This is a genomic window from Krasilnikovia sp. M28-CT-15, assembly GCF_047159595.1.
GTDB lineage: Bacteria > Actinomycetota > Actinomycetes > Mycobacteriales > Micromonosporaceae > Actinoplanes.
Genome location: NZ_BAAGAK010000001.1, coordinates 4,842,385 through 4,859,547, shown reverse-complemented (window position 1 = coordinate 4,859,547; position 17,163 = coordinate 4,842,385). Strand labels below are relative to the sequence as shown.

14 protein-coding genes are annotated in these 17,163 nt (G+C 69.4%); 6 read left to right on the top strand and 8 right to left on the bottom strand.

The window, feature by feature from the left end:
* The first annotated feature begins 65 nt into the window (after positions 1-65).
* Both ACMCNO_RS22140 and ACMCNO_RS22135 read left to right on the top strand, forming a co-directional pair.
* Positions 66-1,118 carry an NAD(P)/FAD-dependent oxidoreductase gene (locus ACMCNO_RS22140; RefSeq protein ID WP_412751378.1) on the top strand — a complete coding sequence of 351 codons (1,053 nt, stop codon included), beginning with the start codon at positions 66-68 and terminating at the stop codon, positions 1,116-1,118.
* 116 nt (positions 1,119-1,234) lie between these two features.
* A complete protein-coding gene (locus ACMCNO_RS22135) occupies positions 1,235-1,504 on the top strand; it encodes a metal-sensitive transcriptional regulator (RefSeq protein ID WP_412751377.1) in 270 nt (89 codons plus the stop codon).
* A 155-nt stretch (positions 1,505-1,659) separates the two neighbouring features.
* Here the strand turns inward: ACMCNO_RS22135 and ACMCNO_RS22130 are convergent, their stop codons facing one another.
* Positions 1,660-2,097, bottom strand: coding sequence for a protealysin inhibitor emfourin (locus tag ACMCNO_RS22130; RefSeq protein WP_412751376.1), 438 nt, complete (start codon positions 2,095-2,097; stop codon positions 1,660-1,662).
* Between the two features lie 657 nt (positions 2,098-2,754).
* On the opposite strand from ACMCNO_RS22130, the gene ACMCNO_RS22125 reads away from it, so the two are divergent.
* Entirely contained in the window at positions 2,755-3,012 is a 258-nt protein-coding gene (locus ACMCNO_RS22125; RefSeq protein WP_412751375.1) for an Hsp20/alpha crystallin family protein, read from the top strand.
* A 208-nt stretch (positions 3,013-3,220) separates the two neighbouring features.
* On the opposite strand, the gene ACMCNO_RS22120 is transcribed toward ACMCNO_RS22125, so the two are convergent.
* The 5 genes from ACMCNO_RS22120 to ACMCNO_RS22100 form a co-directional block, all read right to left on the bottom strand.
* On the bottom strand, positions 3,221-4,405 hold the full coding sequence (locus tag ACMCNO_RS22120; RefSeq protein WP_412751374.1) for a PQQ-binding-like beta-propeller repeat protein: 1,185 nt from the start codon (positions 4,403-4,405) through the stop codon (positions 3,221-3,223).
* A gap of 328 nt (positions 4,406-4,733) precedes the next feature.
* Entirely contained in the window at positions 4,734-5,282 is a 549-nt protein-coding gene (locus ACMCNO_RS22115) for a hypothetical protein (protein WP_412751373.1), read from the bottom strand.
* A 48-nt stretch (positions 5,283-5,330) separates the two neighbouring features.
* Positions 5,331-6,821, bottom strand: coding sequence for an AAA family ATPase (locus tag ACMCNO_RS22110; RefSeq protein WP_412751372.1), 1,491 nt, complete (start codon positions 6,819-6,821; stop codon positions 5,331-5,333).
* A 147-nt stretch (positions 6,822-6,968) separates the two neighbouring features.
* The gene (locus tag ACMCNO_RS22105; protein ID WP_412751371.1) at positions 6,969-7,610 is read right to left on the bottom strand and encodes a DUF305 domain-containing protein; all 642 of its coding nucleotides are present in this window, start codon (positions 7,608-7,610) and stop codon (positions 6,969-6,971) included.
* A 95-nt stretch (positions 7,611-7,705) separates the two neighbouring features.
* On the bottom strand, positions 7,706-8,353 hold the full coding sequence (locus tag ACMCNO_RS22100) for a potassium channel family protein (RefSeq protein WP_412751370.1): 648 nt from the start codon (positions 8,351-8,353) through the stop codon (positions 7,706-7,708).
* A gap of 266 nt (positions 8,354-8,619) precedes the next feature.
* Between ACMCNO_RS22100 and ACMCNO_RS22095 the strand changes: the two genes are divergently transcribed.
* Positions 8,620-9,621 carry an Acg family FMN-binding oxidoreductase gene (locus ACMCNO_RS22095; RefSeq protein ID WP_412751369.1) on the top strand — a complete coding sequence of 334 codons (1,002 nt, stop codon included), beginning with the start codon at positions 8,620-8,622 and terminating at the stop codon, positions 9,619-9,621.
* Positions 9,622-9,730: 109 nt separating this feature from the next.
* The gene (locus ACMCNO_RS22090) at positions 9,731-10,276 is read left to right on the top strand and encodes a CPBP family intramembrane glutamic endopeptidase (RefSeq protein WP_412751368.1); all 546 of its coding nucleotides are present in this window, start codon (positions 9,731-9,733) and stop codon (positions 10,274-10,276) included.
* A gap of 34 nt (positions 10,277-10,310) precedes the next feature.
* Here ACMCNO_RS22090 and mgtA read toward each other — a convergent pair whose 3' ends face one another.
* A complete protein-coding gene (gene mgtA, locus ACMCNO_RS22085; RefSeq protein ID WP_412751367.1) occupies positions 10,311-12,845 on the bottom strand; it encodes a magnesium-translocating P-type ATPase in 2,535 nt (844 codons plus the stop codon).
* Positions 12,846-13,293: 448 nt separating this feature from the next.
* Entirely contained in the window at positions 13,294-13,818 is a 525-nt protein-coding gene (locus ACMCNO_RS22080; protein WP_412751366.1) for a hypothetical protein, read from the bottom strand.
* A 747-nt stretch (positions 13,819-14,565) separates the two neighbouring features.
* Here ACMCNO_RS22080 and ACMCNO_RS22075 point away from each other — a divergent pair.
* Positions 14,566-16,956 carry a phosphoketolase gene (locus tag ACMCNO_RS22075; protein WP_412753770.1) on the top strand — a complete coding sequence of 797 codons (2,391 nt, stop codon included), beginning with the start codon at positions 14,566-14,568 and terminating at the stop codon, positions 16,954-16,956.
* Positions 16,957-17,163: the final 207 nt, after the last annotated feature.

The window sequence follows — 17,163 nt, the reverse complement described above, 5'->3', positions numbered from 1 at the left end:
GTGGTGTCGCCCGGCGACCGGTTCCTGTTCAATCCGAGCCTGATCTGGCTGCCGTTCGGCAAGCGGTGTCCGAGGACATCACCTTCGAGGTGGCGCCGACGTTCGAGGGGCACGGGATCGAGTTCGTGCACGCCGAGGCGACCGCGATCGATCCGGACCGTCGATCCGTGACGGTCGCCGACGACACGCCGGACGGGACGGCCTACGGCTACGACTACCTGGTCATCGCCACCGGCTACCGCAACCGCCTCGACGTCGTTCCGGGGCTGGCCGACAACGCCGTGACCATCACCACCCTGCCGGACGCGATCAAGGCCGGTGAGGCGTGGCAGCGGTTCCTGGAAGCCCCCGGGCCGGTGGTCGTGGCGGCGACCCAGGGGGCCGGCTGCTTCGGCGCCGCATACGAGTTCCTGTTCAACATGAGCCACCAGCTGCGCAAGGCCGGGATCAAGAAGCGGGTGAAGCTCACGTACGTTTCCGCCGAGCCGTTCCTGGGCCACTTCGGCATCGGCGGACTGCCACACGGCGAGTCCCTGCTGAAGATGTTTCTGCGCAAGGAGAACATCGACGCTCACCTCGATGGACCGATCGACCACGTGGCGTCGGACGCCGTGGTGCTGGAAGGCGGCACGGAGATCCCGTTCGCGTACGCGATGGTGGTGCCGCCGTTCGTCGGGCAGGATGTTGTGCGCCGGGTCAGGACTCTGTCCGACGACAAAGGGTACGTCAAGGTGCGCGACACCTACCAGAGCGAGAAGTACGACGACGTGTACGCCGTCGGGGTCGCCGCCGCGGTCGACGTGCCGTGGCAGACGCCCACCCCTGTCGGGGTCCCGAAGACCGGCTTCCCCACCGAGGTGATGGCGCACACCGCCGCCGCCAACATCGCCGCGCAGATCCGCGGCGAGAAGCCAAACCGGAGTAAGGCATTCGGCGATATCAAGGCCGTGTGTGTCATGGACGCCGGCAACAACGGCGTTATCATTCTCGCGGACAAGATGCTGCCTCCGCGCAAACACGGGGTCCTCATTCCCGGCCCGCAGGCACACCTGATGAAGCTCGGATTCGAGAAGTACTTCCTTTGGAAGGCGCGCCACGGCTATGTGACCCTGCCCTGATCTCCAGGAGCGTGGCCGTGTTCTCGGCGGACCCTCGGTACCGGCAGGCCCCACCTCGCCCCCCGGTACCCCTGCGCGGGATGACTTGGCAGATCGACGACATGAGGGAGCACGGCATGGAGATCGACCCTGGCGCGGTGGGCGACGTCATCAAGCGGCTGCGCCGTGCCGAGGGCCAGATCCGCGGCGTGATCGCCATGCTCGAGTCCGGTCGCGACTGCGCCGATGTGGTGACCCAGCTCGCCGCCGTGTCCCGGGCACTGGACCGCGCCGGCTTCAAAATCATCGCGACCGGGCTGCGGCAGTGCGTCACCGCCCAGGAGGCGGGCGAGGACCAGACGGTCGACGTGGCCCAGTTGGAGAAGCTTTTCCTGTCCCTGGCCTGACGGTTCAGCCCAGCACGTACGCCGCGCGAGGACGGAGTGTTCGGATCGTCCGGACGACGACGAAACATCCCGGCCGACGGCCGCTTCGCCGAGGCCGCCGGCCCGCGACATCGCGGGCCGGCGGACGGAGGTCTTCTTCCTCATGTGTCGGATTCTCAGTGTGCCGGAGTGGGCGTCACGTCCGAGCTGATTTCCCGGGTGAGGGTGATCGTCTGCCACAAGACGGCGGGAGCGTCGGCGCCCTCGACTGTCTCGACGGTCTTGGTCCTGCCGTTGCCGTACCGTACGGTCACGACGTAGGCGAAGCGGTCGGCACCCGGAGTGCTGGCGGGGTACGAGGAATCGAGCCGCAGGAACCGCCAGCTCGAGACGAGCTGGAACAGGTGCGGAGTGTCCACGTGCACCGTGGTCGAGTCGACGACATAGCGATCGTGGACGCCGGCGAATCCGCCCGTCCGGGTCAGAGTCACCCGCGAGGCGGGGAGCGCGGCCGCAGAGGCAGGTCCGGCGATCATCGCCAGCCCGAAAGACATCGCGACAACCGTGACGATGGCGAGCAGTTGTCGGTTGACGATACGCAGAATCCTCGACATGACACAACACCTTCTTCGTGGGAATGGTGGAGTAGCAAGGGAATTCGGCTCTTGACCGATTCCGGTGCGCACCGGCGACACGAGTTTCGGTGCCGTGTCGGTTGGTGGTCACCGCCCTTCCTAATTCATTTATAGCAATCGATTCTTGTGCCGCTCTAGGTCCGAAAGTCACCTCGCCGTCGGACGGTTCCGGATTTCGGGGCATTCATTGCAAGTGTGAACGCCGCGCTTGGGCCGACGGATGGTGCCGCGACGGTCGTCGGCCGGGTGCGCGCCGGGGATTCCGCGCCGCCGTTATCACCGTCGCGGGGACGTGTTGAGGGGTCGAAGGACCCTGAAACGTCCCGAGCTTCGCGGTGATGTCGGCGAATGTGAACGGCGGCCCGGCGAGGTGATGAACCGTCGCACCCTCGTTGCCGAACATCTTGGCCGTGACGGCGTTCGGAGGAATCCCGCGTGCCCGTGCTGGCGGTACGTCGAGACGACCTGGCCCGCGCCGGGGCGTCTGCGCGGCCATCACGCCGCAGTCACGGCGCTGCGTGACAACCGGTTCTGCGGGGACCGGTCAGGGGGTGGGACAAAGTCCCGCCACAGGCGGCCCTGACCGTCGTTACACGACAGTGGGATAGAGGTAGTAACGAGGGGAGAGACAGTGAGATGACCTCGCTTCTGCTACGTCTATTCGGCGACGTAAGTGACTGGTTCGACGTCGAGTGGCCGCGCACCGGCCGGATGATCCGGGTCGAGGGCCGGCTGACCGACACGGGGTACACGCTGCGCGCCGAGCTGCCGGGCGTAGACCCGGAGAAGGATGTGCAGGTCGCCGTCGACTACGGGGTGCTCACCGTCCGGGCGGAACGCCATGAGGAGCAGCGGGGCGGGAGTTGCTCAGTCAGGTCGACCATTCTGGTGTAGATCAGCCCCCCGGCACGTACCGTTTGGCCGCCGATCATCTCGTCCTGGATTACCGCCATTGCCGTTCATGAGTGCTGTGAACCACCACGGCGACCTCCTGGTCGCGCGACCTCGCGCCGTACCCATCGCTGGTTTGGGTGTGCCGCGCCGTCGAACGTGGCCCTGCCGCTGCGGCGCTGGCCGCCGACGGATCCGCACACGAGGCGGCTCAGGGGGCGTATGCCACCAGGGTGTTGCCGATGGTCATGTAAAGGCGCCCACCGGACACCACCACGTGCCCTCCGTCCAACCTGCCGAGGTGCCGGCCCGTGGAGGCGACCGTACCGTTGGCAGCGTTGAGGATCCCCAGCGGTTTGCCGTCGGCCACGGCGGTGTAGAGCAGTCCTCCTGCGCGCACCGGCGGGCCGGTGTTCCCGGTCAGGCGCGTCGTCCACAGCCGTTGCCCGGTCCGGGCGCCGAGGGCCTCGATGCTGCTGCCGGACGCGCGGTAGATGCGGCGGCCGTCGGTGGCGAGCGGCCAGGCCGTGCTGGGGTCACGCCACACCACGGAACCGTTGGAGGACCGCAGACACAGCAGACCGGATTCGTACACGGCGTAGACGAGGTCGCCCGCCGGTGTGGCGGCCGTGACCCCGCCGGTGACCGACGTGCTGAGCTCCGGGGTGGTCCAGATTCTCCTGCCGGTGGTGATGGACACCGCTGCGATGCGGAACACGTCATAGGCGCTGGACACGAATAGTCGTCCGTTCGCCGCGGCGCCCGCGAAGTAGCCTTGAAGGGTCCACAGCTCTCTGCCGTCGCTGACGCGGAAGGCGGTCACCCCGAGGGTGTCGGATGCACCGGAGGTCACCACGACGCCCCTGTCCACGAGCAGGAAATGGGCGGGCCGTGGGAGGCCCTGGTGCCATTTCAGCCTACCGGTGGCGACGTTGAAGGCGAAGATGTCGCCGCCCACCGAGGAGATGGACTCACAGTCGGCGACGCCGACCAGCAGCAGGCCACCGGACACGGCCATGCTGGGTGTCGACGCCTGGTCGGGGCTGTCCCAGTGATGGTGCCAGATCCGACGACCCGTCTTGGCCTGGTAGGCGCCCACCCCGGTCTCGTCGGCGACGAAGACTCTTCCAGCGGCCGCCAGCGGCGTCGTCGTTCCGGAACAGGTCCAATCTTGCGCCTGCGGCGGGGCGACCGACCATTGGCGTCTGAGGCCGTTGACGCTGCGTGCGTTGATGACCGACTCGGCAGGGTTGTAGAAGGTCCGGGCGGCTCCATAGCCGTCCTGAGTCCAGTCCCGGGCCGCGCCGTACGCAGGAGGGGCGGACACGCCACCCGCACCGAGTGCCACGACCGCCGTCGCGAGCACCGCGACGATCCGTCGCCGTAGGGGCCTCATCTCCTGGTCACCTCGCCCAATGCGGAAGGTGCAGCATGCTGTTCGCCGCTCGAGGCACGAACATACCGTCACCGAAGCGGCAATTCGGTCGGTTCCGTCAGTATGGTCGCCGGAGACTGCGACATGACGGCGGGCCCGCCGGGCAGCCGTCATGGCGCCCCTGCGGCGAGCGCCGGGCACGCACGGCGAGCTGCAGCGGACGAAAGCCCGGCCGGCCTGCGGTTCACGTGCGCATGCGCGCGGCAGTGCCGTTTGTCCCCGGCCATCGCGGGCCGAGTCCTTGCCCATGGTCGGGCTCGCGGCGGGGTCGTAGCAGATTGGGTGACGCTCACCCGTGCCGGGGCACGGAGCCTGTGCGGTGCAACCGACGTTGCGTGGTGTGCCGGATGGGTTCTGCCCGCGGCGTGTCGGTAGCCGCTGCGCCCTCGCCCCGGAGTTCGGCATGCAACAGAAGGGCGAACGCGGCGATCATCGCGATCGAGAACGGGTAGTACGACCAGCCGAAGAACATCAACCCGATGTGGAAGCCGATCGCGGCCACCAGGGCCAGCCGTGTCCAGCGCCCGCCGGTGAGCGTCAGCACGCCCACGGCCACCTCGAACGCGACGAGCAGCGGAATGAAGACATGCTGATGCGGCGCCACGACCGCGCGCCAGGTGTCGGTGACGAACGGTAGGTACGACGCATCGGCGAATCCGGCGTAGTCTCCACCACCCATGAGGTGGAGCGTGTTGAACAGCGCGCCACCCGCGATGAACAGGATGGCGACGGCGATCCGGCCGACATACATCGCCCGGCGGCTCCACCACGACCACACCGCCGCCACCACGATCACCAGTTCGGTGACCGACCAGAAGACCAACCAGGGGACCGGCATGACGCCTCCCTTCGGAACGGGAAATTCGAGGCTGCCGCCTCGCTGCCTTCACACCAGGACGAGCTGACCGGATTCGTCGAGGGCCGCGAGCGCGGTGGTCAACGCCGCGTCCGGCGTGGTGTCCGCGGGCACCGTGCGGGCCTGGGGCCACGGGTCCGCCTCGGCCGCCAAGGCTGCCGCGATCCTCGCGTCCGCATCGGACGCCTCGTGCGGGTCGCCCACCCTGTCGGCCATGCGTTGCCTCACGGCGGCGGGCGTGGCCGTGCAGCGCAGTTCGGTGAGTGTGCTGTGCGTGGCGGTTGCCAGGTCGCGTGCCGCCGCCCGCTGACCCGCGTCGGTGAACGACGCGTCGAGCAGCACGGTCTCCCCGCGATCGAGGAGGCGGGCGGCGCGACGGAACAGTTCGTCGTAGGTCCGCCGGGTCCACCGTGCGGCGTAGATGCCCTCGCGGTACGGCGCCGCGGCGGACTGCTCCCCGGCGACGCCGGCGAGCGCCTTACGGATGCGGTCACTGTTCAGCACCACCGCGCCGAGCCGGTCCGCGAGTCGGCCGGCGAGGGTCGACTTGCCGGTGCCGGGCGCGCCGCCGACGAGGACGAGGCGCACCACGCCGGCGCGCAGGTGCCGCAGCGCCAGGTCGGCATGCACGGTGACGCCAGCGGCAGCGGCCGGGTCACCTTGGGCGTGCCGCAGGCAGGCGACTTTCGCCCGCACATACGCCCGGTACGCGATGTAGTGGTGTCGCAGCGACGCCGGAGCCGGGTCGGCGGCGAACTCCGCGTACCAGTCCAGGAAGGCCGCGCCGAGCCGGGGCGCACCGAGGCGCTCCAGGTCCATGGCGAGGAACGCCGCGTCGTCGAGGCCGTCCACGTACCGCAGGCGGTCGTCGAACTCGATGCAGTCGAGGATCCGGGGACCGTCGTCGAGGCAGAAGATGTCGTCGGCGAGCAGGTCCGCGTGGCCGTCCACGATGCGGCCGGCCGCGACCCGATCCGCGAACAGCCGACCGCGGCCGGCCAGGAAGTCGTGGGTCAGTCGCTCGATCGTACGGGCAGTGAGCTCGGGCAGCACGGCGCCGTGGAACGGGCGTAGCTGCGCGAAGGTGGCATCCCAGCGACCCCGGAGCGCGTCGCGGCGCCCCTCCGCGTCGATCTCCGGGCCGTGGCGCGCGCGGGCATGGAACGAGGCGAGCATCCGCGCCAGGCGGCGCACCTCCCCGTCGACCGGCGTGCCCGCGGCCAGCAGCGTGGTGAGCCGCCGGTCCGCTGGCATCCGCCGCATCACCACCAGATGGTCACACACGTTCCCATCCGGACCATGCACGTCCGCGACGCCGAGGTAGACGTCCGGAGCGAGGCGCCGGTTGAGCTCGACCTCGCGGTGGCACACCGCCTCCCGAGTGGTGCGGTCGCGGAAGTCCAGGAACCCGAGGTCGACGGGCTTCTTCAGCTTGAACGCCAGGTCCCCGGCCACATACACCACGGCGGCGTGGGTCTCGACGGCCGTCGCGAACGCTGTCCCGGGCGCGGTGGATCGCATGGTCGATCCTCCCCGTCATCCCTCAGGCAACCTTTGCAGACACCTTGAGCCTGCATCCAGGCGGAGACCGCGGGCAGGGCCGAACGTCACCGCATGCGGCCCCAAGCGGGGGCATCGTGAATCGTCATGTGGCTGGGGTACACACCGCTACCCGTTCTTGAGCAGGTTCTGCATGGTGACGATCTCGGCCTGCTGAGTGGTGATGATTTTCGCGGCCAGGGCCTTGGCATCGGGGTTGGCGCCGTGCGCCTGTTCCCACTCGGCCATCGTGATCGCGCCCTGGTGGTGCGGGATCATCATGGTGAGGAACTGTTTGTCGAACGCGCTCCCGGTGGATCCGGCCAGCGCGGACAGGTCTGAGGCTGACATCATCCCGGCCATCGGACCGCGGCTGAGACCGGGGACGGCCGTGCCGGCGCTCATCCCGGGCATCGGGGCGGGCTGACCCCAGGCGACCAGCCACCCGGTCATGGTGTCGATCTCGGGCTGCTGCGCCTGCTTGATCTTGGCGGCGAGGGCCTTGACCTCACTGCTGTCCGCGCGGGTCGGCGCGAGGTCGGCCATCGCGATGGCCTGCTGGTGGTGCGGAATCATCATGTGGGCGAACATCACGTCCGCGGTGTCGAACACCGCGCCGGCCGAGGCGGACGCCGCCGGGGCGCCCATGCCGTGGCCCATGCCCGGCCCCCGCGTCCCGGCGCCGTCGGCACAGCTGGACAGCACGACAGTGGTGGCCAGAGCCGCACCGGCGAGCAGCGCACGGCGCAGTGCGGCAGACGTTGTCAACATGACGGGAACCTCCTGATGGTCATTGTGCGGAACCAGACACCGGGGCGACGCCACTCCTGCGAGTGAGTGCGACCAGCGGCGGTGTGAGCGCACCCTCACCCAGCCTGGTCCTTGGGGGGCCGGGTGCGGCCGGCATACGACTGACGGCTGCGGCGCCGCGATCGCGGACGCGCGTCCCGCCACTTCCGCGGGCCGAGCAGCTGGAGCGGCCGAGATCCGAGAGTCGGCTTCGGTGTCGTCGAGTTGCGGCGCTGTCCGGAAGGTTGTCGCAAGTGCTCGATGCTCTTCAGGTGGGCGTCGATCTCGGTGAGGCGGGTGAGAATCATGTCCTGGATGCGTTCGATCCGGTGCTCCTCGTTTTCGATCTGCCGTTCCTGTTCTCCGACCTCGCTGACCACGATCATCGAGGCGGCGACCGCCGTGAGGCAGGCGAACATGCCGATGCCCCCGAACATCAGGCCAACCGCCGCCAGCCGTCCGGCGTGGCTGACCGGGACGACGTCGCCGTATCCCACAGTCGTGACGGTCGTGATCGCCCACCACAAGGCCGTGGCGAAGTCGGGGTAGCGGTCCGGGTCTGTGCGGATCACCACGCTCGCGCCGGTCAGCACGACGCCGACGGTGATCGTGGCAACCGCGGCGAGGGCCTCGAGCCAGGTAAGCCTGCGCCTTCGTCTGACGAGGGCTCGGATCACCGGCGCCGTCCGGCGCTGTCGTAGGTCCGTCCCGGCACCATCGCCCACACCCAGCCTCCTTGGGAAGACCGTGAGCGTCACATTCCGCGTGGACCGCGACCAGAGGCCAATGTCCTCACCCGGCCGCCGAGATGCCCGCACGGAACGGCGTTCCGGCCGTGCGCCGACGTCGGAGTCCGGCGTCGTGTGAGGTGACGGGTACCGTCATATTGGATCAAGGGTCCCGGGCTGACCAGGTCTTTCGCCTCGTGCCACCGCGTGGCCGATGATTCACAGTGAGGTGAGAGTCTGGCGCTGGAAGAGGGTGCTGTGGAATGACGATGTGCGCTGACTCGACCGCCGCGATCCTGGCGCGGGCCGCAGCGATGGCTGGGTACGCCCCATCGGTGCACAACACGCAGCCTTGGCGGTGGACGATCCGGCCCGACCGGATGGAGCTGACCGCCGTGCGGAGTCGGCAGCTGGCGGTGGTCGATCCGGACGGCCGCCTGCTGATGCTCAGCTGTGGAACCGCCCTGCACCACGCCCGCACGGCGCTGACCGCGACCGGCTGGGAGTACCGCGTCGATCGGCTGCCGGCACCTGCCCGGCCCGACCTGCTCGCGGTGCTCACTCCCACCGCACGCCGGCATCCCGACGTTGCCGCGGCGCGGCTGTTGCAGACCGTCGAACTCCGACACACCGATCGGCGCCCGGTCAGCAACATCCCGGTCCCGGACGCCACGCTGACGCAGGTGGCGGCCGCGGCCGAGGCCGAGGACACCGCGTGTGGCCTGCTCACCCGCGAGCAGGTCTACGCCCTCGCCGCCGCGGCATCGCGGGCCGACGCGGTGGAAAGGAACGACGCCGAGATTCAGGGCGAGCTGGCGTACTGGATCGGACGCCACGACGGACTCGGCATTCCGCCGACCACCCTGACCGGTGCGCAACCGGTTACGACAGTGCCGGAGCGAGACTTCGGGCAGCCGGGGATGCTGCCCTCCGGGCCCGGGCATGACCAGGCGGCCCGGTACGCGGTGCTGTTCGGTGCCTCTGACGAGCCGTTGTCCTGGCTGCGGGCGGGGGAGGCGTTGTCCGCGGCGTGGTTGACCGCGACCCGGCTCGGTGCCTCTGTGCTCCCGCTCAGCGCAGTGGTCGAGGTGCCGGTGACCCGGGCGGCGTTGCGCCGGGCGATCGCCGATCTGGGCTGGCCGTATCTGGTGCTCCGGATCGGTATCGCGGACCCGGACCACATCGGCGCGGCGCACCCGCCGCGGCTGCCGACCACCCAGATCGTCGACGTGGAGGAGGTACGCCACCTGCTGGACCGGGGCTGACCGATGGGGACACGTCTCCGGCCGAGAACCATTCGCCGGCGGCGCTGAGCCTGTCGTTGCTCCTGCGCGGCGGGATCTGGCGATCCCCGCCGCCGTCATTCTCGCCGTGATGGTGCTGTCCCTCATGGTCCGCCGTGCGGGCCTGTCCACCGTCGGGTTCCACCGGGTGCGTCACCCGTGGGCGCTGGCCGCGAAGACGTTGGGCTTGGCTGCCGCGTGGACGCTGGTGGACATCGGTCTGCTGAAGCCGATCGAGAACCACCTCACCGGAACCAGGCAGGACATGAGCATGTTCCTGTCGCTGCGCGGCAACGTGACCATGCTGCTCGCCTGGATCGCGCTGGCCTGGGTTGTCGCGGGCCTGGGCGAGACGGTGGCGTTCGTGGGGTACGTCCAGACCCGCGTGACGGAGGTGGTCGGCCGGACCGGCGTCCGCCTGGCCGTCGCCGCAGTGCTGTCGTCGCTCCTGTTCGGCCTGCTGCACACCGAGTACGGGATCGTCGGGGTGACCGTGAGCGCGGTCAACGGGATCTTCTACTGCGTCCTGCGCTACCGGTACGGGACCTTGTGGGCGCCTATCCTGGCACACGGATTCATCGACACCATCGGCCTCGTCGGTGTCTTCCTCATCGGCCCGGTCTACGGGCTGTGGTGAGCCCCCTGCAGGAATGGGTTCCGCAGCGGGCGGGTCAGCCCGTCGTGTCAGCGGCGAACCGGCGTTTGACCATCTCGTTGGCCGCGACGTATCCCCCGGTGAGCAGCCCCAGGACCGCCAGGATCGTCGCAGGCAGCGGGGTCAGCCCGAGGGGACCAGCCAGGGGCGTGTAGGGCAGCGCGAGGATGATCGCGGCCACGCCCGCGCTACTGGCCAGCAGCGCCCTGCCCGGGCGGCTGCGGAAGAACGGTCGGCTGGTCCGCAACACCAGCATCACCACCAGTTCGGTGGCGGCGGACTCCACGAACCATCCGGTGCGGAAGAACGCGGCCGGCGCGTGGAAGCCCCACCGCAGCACCAGGAACGTGGCGATGTCGAACACCGAGCTGAGTGCACCGAAGACCAGCATGAACGTACGGATCGACGCGATGTTCCAGGTCCTCGGCCGGCGGACCTGCTCGGGGTCGACGGTGTCGGTGGCGATGGTGGTGCCCGGGATGTCGGTGAGGAAGTTCAGCAGCAGGATCTGGCGTGGCAGCAGCGGCAGGAACGGCAGGAACGCGGCGGCCGCCGCCATCGACAGCATGTTGCCGAAGTTCGCGCTGGTGGTGACCCGGACGTACTTCAAGGTGTTGGCGAAGGTCTGCCGGCCCAGCCGGACGCCGTCGGCGACGACGGCCAGGTCCTTGTCCAGCAGGACGATCGCGGCGGACTGTTTGGCCACGTCGACCGCGGTGTCCACCGAGATGCCCACATCCGCGGTGTGCAACGCGGCGGCGTCGTTGATGCCGTCGCCGAGGAACCCGACCGTGCTCCCGTCGGCGCGCAGGGCGGCCACGAGCCGTTGCTTGTGCAGTGGCTCGACTTCGGCGAAGACCTCGATGCGCGCGACCTGCGCGGCGAGGTCGGTGTCGCTGAGCCGGTCGATCTCGGCGCCGGTCAGCACCGGACCGGTCAGGCCCACCTGCTGGGCGACCTGGGTGGCGGCGAGCCGGTTGTCGCCGGTGACCATCCGTACCGAGATCCCGAGGGCGGCAAGGTCGGCGACCGCCTCGGCGGCACGGGGTTTCGGGCGGTCGTGGAAGGCCAGCAGCCCCACCACGGTCATGTCGGTTTCGTCGGCGACGGTGACGGTGGCGCGCCCGGGCATTGCCCGGGTGGCCACCGCGATGACCCGGTAGCCGGCGGTGGACAGCTGCTCGAACCGGCGTTGGATCTCGGCGCGCACGGACGCGAGGGGGTGGGTCTCGGTTCCCACACGCGCGGTGCCGCACACGTCGAGGACCGTGTCGACGGCCCCCTTGGTGATCAGCACCGGGGTGCCCGCATCGACGGTCAGCACGGACAGCCGTTTGCGGGTGAAGTCGTAGGGCACCTCGTCCAGACACCTTTCGGGTCCGTCCGGTGCCGCGTCGGCCAGGATCGCCTGGTCCATGGGATTGGGAAAGCCGTGCTGCAACGCGGCGTTGAGCCGGGCCAGGCGCAGCACGTCGTCGTCGGGCCGCCCGTGGAGGTCGTACGCGCCGCCCAGGCGGATCGCCCCGTCGGTGAGCGTCCCGGTCTTGTCGGTGCACAGCACCCGCATCGCGCCGAAGTCCTCGATCGCGTCGAGTCTCTTCACGATCACCCGCTCGTCGGCCATCCGGCGGGCTCCAGCGGACAGGCTGACCGCCACGATGGCCGGCAGCAGTTGTGGGGTCAGCCCGACCGCAAGCGCGAGGGAGAACAGCAACGACTCCACCAACGGCCGGTGCAGTACCAGATTCACCGCGAAGATCACGGCGACGAGGACCACCATCGCCCGCATCAGCAGCAGCCCGAACGCGGTCATGCCACGTTCGAACCCGGTCGTCACGTCGCGGGCGGCGAGTTCAGCAGCCACGGCGGCGAACTCGGTCGCCGATCCGGTCTGCACCACGATGGCCGTACCGGCTCCGCTGACGACGTGGGTTCCGGCGAACAGCGCACAGCGGCGTTCGGCCGGCGGTGCATCGGCGGGAACGGGGTCGGGCAGCTTGTCGACCGGGAACGGCTCGCCGGTCAGCGCCGCCTCGTCGACCAGCAGCGCATGCGAGGTGATCACCCGGCAGTCCGCCGGGACGATGTCTCCGGCGCGCAGCACCACCACGTCGCCGACAGTGACGTTCTCCGCCGGGACCGAGATCTCACGGCCGTCACGGCGGACCTCGACCTGCACCCGCACCCGGGCCAGCAACGCGTCGACAGCCCGGCCGGCGGAGTGTTCCTGCCAGAACCCGAGCCCGCCACTGGCCGCGATGATCACCAGAATGATCGTGCCGTCGGTGAAATCGCCGAGCACCATGGAGATCACCGTGGCGACGATCAGGATCAGCATGATCGGACTGGTGAACTGTGCGAACAGCAGCCGCCAGCCTCTATGGTCGCGGGCAGCCGCAAGCCGGTTGGGCCCATACCGGGCCGACCGCTGGGCCGCCGCTATGCCGGACAGCCCATCGACACCCGACCCCGTCGCCGCGACGACGCTCGTCAGCGAACCCGCCCAGAACGGCTCACCGTGACCGGCGCCGACCCGGGTCGATGCCGACACCGGACAAGGCTCCGACTGGCTGATGCGCCCGTCTCGTCGCCGCGAATGACGCTGTTTTCCAGGAAGCCCACCGGACAACGCCCTAACGGACCGGCTCTGCTGGGCTCGCCCATCAGCGTCGCCTGCTGCACGTCGGTTCAACTCGTTCGATCCTTCCCTGCCTGAACCTGGCCCAACTGCTGGTGGGGGCTGCCGGTCACCGTCCGCAGGTCGTCACGGCGGACACCTGGGGCGGTGAGGCCCGATATCGCAGCCGGCAGGGCGACGATGATCTCGCCCGCAGCCGCTCTCATGACCCGGCTACCATGCCGTCTGCTCCTCCTGATGGCGGCCCCGCAGCGTGGCCGGCGGGTCCTTCGCGGCCCTTCCGCCCCGAACAGTCCGGGCCGGTCAGGTGCCAACGAGGGCCGCCCCGGTGGGGGACGGCCCTCGTTGCGTGGGCGCGGTGTCAGCTGACGGGCAGGTGCCGGCTGACCAGCGCCTCGGGGGAGGCCGGGACCACGATCCTGCGGGGTCGCATGCTGTACGCGGTCACGCCGGCCACGGCGCCGAGCGCGATGAACAGTCCGCCGAGCCCGATGACCAGCCAGGTGACCTGCTCGGCCTGGTACGCGCTCAGCAGGGAACCGCGCAGCGTCTCGCCCATGAACGCGGTCTGCCGCACCTGCGCGAGCTGCGCGTCCTTGCGGCCGCCGGCGATCCATTCCTCGGAGACCTGCGAGTAGGTCTTGCCGCCGGTCGCCTTCGCGACGTGTTCGGCGATCAGGTCGGCGTATGCCTTCGCGTCGCTGCCCGTGGTGACCTGCTGTCCGGCGTACTCCTTCAGTCCGTCGGGAAGCTGGGCCCGCTCCGCCGGGAACGTGATCTTCTGAGCGGTCAGCTCGTCGGTGATCATGCTCTGTCCGTGCACGCCCTCGTACACCAGCACCGGGCCCGCCGCGACCATCCCGGCCCCGACCAAAGCCATCAGCACGCTGGCGATCCTGCGCGACCTCATTGTCCTGCCCCTTCCGTGCGCCGTGCCGACTACCGTCGTGTGCACCTAGATCATCAGCTGCTGTCGCGGCGGTTGGACGTGCGCAACGACCCCACTGGTACGGGCCGAAGATCCCGACCCGGTAGGGCCGATCGGGACCCGGCGCTCCACCAGCTACTCAGGCGGTGCACCGGCACACGGACTGTGCGGGCTGGTTGGTCAAGCAGGTGACACCACCGACCGATAGTGGATCTTTCGGACTCTTCGGCCTGATGACCCGGAGAGTTGCCAACCACGTCCGACATCGGGATCCCAGTGGGTGTCGGCTGCGCACGATCCATGATGGCGGCTAGCGACCGTTAGCGATCCGGCATGTTCCAAACCGCCACCGCCGTACCGCATGGGAGCAGCAGAATCGACACGCCCGATCCCGGTCATCACTCGAAGCCTCACAATGGACCAGGTCAAGGCCACCACCCCGAAGATTGTCTGGGCTGAGGAATGCAGCTTGCCGCACCGCATTGCCCGGCGAGCCCCCGGCGCCGGTCTCACGCGCCTTGACGCCACCTCGCGCGCCCATGGCCGGCTGAGGAGCGGTTCGGGCCGGAAGTCCCGCGCAGGGTTGACTTCGTCCCTTGGCGGCGCTCTGCTCGTATCCCTACGGTCGAGAGTGTCTTGCCAGCGCGAAACGCAGCCGGACGCTCGACGGAGAGGGAGATCGTGACAGCGGTGACCGAGGAGCAGCTGCACCTGGCGGTGCGGCGCCTGGCTGCGCCCGATGAGGGGGAGCTGGCGCAGGTGGACGCCTGGTGGCGGGCGAACAACTACCTGACCATCGGGCAGATCTACCTGCAGGGCAACCCGCTGCTGCGCGAGCCGCTGTCGGCGGAGCACATCAAGCCGCGTTTGCTGGGTCACTGGGGCACCAGCCCGGGCCTGTCGTTCGTCTACGCGCACCTGTCGCGGCTGATTCGGCACACCGGCCAGCGGGCGATCTACCTGGCGGGTCCGGGGCACGGTGGGCCGGCGCTGGTGGCGGCGGGCTACCTGGAGGGCACCTACAGCGAGGTGTATCCGACGGTCACCCAGGACGAGGCGGGGATGCGGCGGCTGTTCCGTCAGTTCTCCAGCCCCGGCGGGATTCCCAGCCACGTCTCGGTGACGACGCCGGGTTCCATCCACGAGGGTGGGGAGCTGGGCTACGTGCTGGTGCACGCGTTCGGCGCGGTGATGGACAATCCCGACCTGCTCGCGTTGGCCGTGGTCGGCGACGGCGAGGCGGAGACCGGCCCGCTGGAGGGCTCGTGGAAGGGCATCTCCTTCCTCAACCCGCAGCGTGACGGCGCGGTGCTGCCGGTGCTGCACCTCAACGGCGCGAAGATCGCGGGACCGACGGTGCTGGCCCGCAAGGATCCGGCCGAGGTACGCAGGCTGTTCGAAGGCCACGGATACGACGTCATCGAGGTCGAGGGGGCGGACCTGCCCGGCATGCACCAGCGGTTCGCCGCGGCGCTCGCCGAGGCCTGGGGCCGGATCCGGGCCATCCAGCAGGCCGCCCGGGGCGGGGACTGGGACGGGACGCGTCCGCGCTGGCCGCTGCTTGTGCTGCGTACCCCGAAGGGCTGGACCGGCCCGGAGGAGGTCGACGGGATCAGGGTCACCGGCAGCTGGCGCTCGCATCAGGTGCCGCTGTCCGGGGTGCGGGACAACCCGGAGCATCTGGCGATCCTGGAGCGCTGGCTGCGCTCGTACCGGCCGGAGGAGCTCTTCGACGAGGACGGCGCGCCCGTCGCGGTGGTCCGTGGCCTGGCGCCGGAGGGCGAGCTGCGGATGAGCGCGTCGCTGCACGCCAACGGCGGCCTGCTGACCCGCGACCTGGACCTGCCCGACTTCCGCGACTACGCGGTCGAGGTGAAGGCACCGGCGCAGCTGCGCGCCGAGTCCACCCGCCGGCTCGGCGAACTGATGCGTGACATCTACCGCCGTAATCCCGACCGGTTCCGGCTGTTCTGCCCGGATGAGACGAACAGCAACCGGCTGGGTGCGGTCTTCGAGGCATCCGACCGCGCCTTCATGGAGCACGTCACCGGTGAGGATGTGGCGATCGGCCGTGACGGGCGGGTCATGGAGGTGCTCTCGGAGCACAGCTGTCACGGCTGGCTGGAGGGATACACCCTGACCGGGCGGCACGGCATGTTCGCCACCTATGAGGCGTTCGCGATGGTCAGCGCCTCGCAGACGGTGCAGCACGGCAAGTGGCTGCAGGAGGCCAAGCATCTGGACTGGCGGGCGAAGGTGCCGAGCCTGAACGTGCTGCTGACCTCGACCGCCTGGCGCAACGACCACAATGGCTTCTCCCACCAGGGACCGGGCCTGATCCAGGTGGTGCTGACCCAGCGCGGTGACGTGGCCCGCGTCTACCTGCCGCCGGACGCCAACTGCCTGCTCTCGGTAGCCGATCACTGCTTCCGGTCGCGCTCGTACATCAACCTGATCGTCATCGACAAGCAGCCGCAGCTGCAGTGGCTCACCATGGACGAGGCGATCATCCACTGCGCCCGTGGCGCCGGCATCTGGGAATGGGCCGGCACCGACGACGGCACCAGCGACCCGGACATCGTGCTGGCCTGCGCGGGCGACGTGGTCACCATGGAGACCGTCGCGGCCGCGCAGATCCTGCGGCAACGGCTGCCCGGGATGAAGGTCCGGGTGGTCAACGTGGTGGACCTCATGACGCTGATCCGGCCCAAGGACCACCCGCACGGCATGAGCCCCACCCTGTTCACCGAGCTGTTCACCGACACCGTCGACGTGGTGTTCACCTTCCACGGCTACCCGGGCGCCATCCACCAGCTCGTGCACGGCCGTCCGGACGCGGACCGGTTCCGGGTGCGCGGCTTCATCGAGCAGGGCACCACCACCACACCGTTCGACATGACGGTACGCAACCGGGCATCGCGCTACCACCTGGTGCTGGATGCCATCAACAACGCCCGGCGGCTCCCGCGCGGCGCCACCGAACTCAAACAGTGGTGCGAGGCCCAACTCGCCCGCCACGAGGCGTACGTGGCAGAGCACCTCGAGGACATGCCCGAGGTCCGCGAATGGTCCCTGGGAGACTGCAGACCACACTGAAGGCGTCCTACTCCAACCACCACCGGCGCGGTCTGATCGAACTGCTGGATGTGCTCGGGTTCCGGTCGGACAACGCCACCCACGCGGCCGATCCGGTGGGACATCATCGCCGAGCGGTACGACCAGATGATCAAACATGGGACCGCGAAAAGTTGCCCAGCGTGTTCGGTCGGTTCGGGGCGGGTGCATTCGCGGTATCAGCGGCGG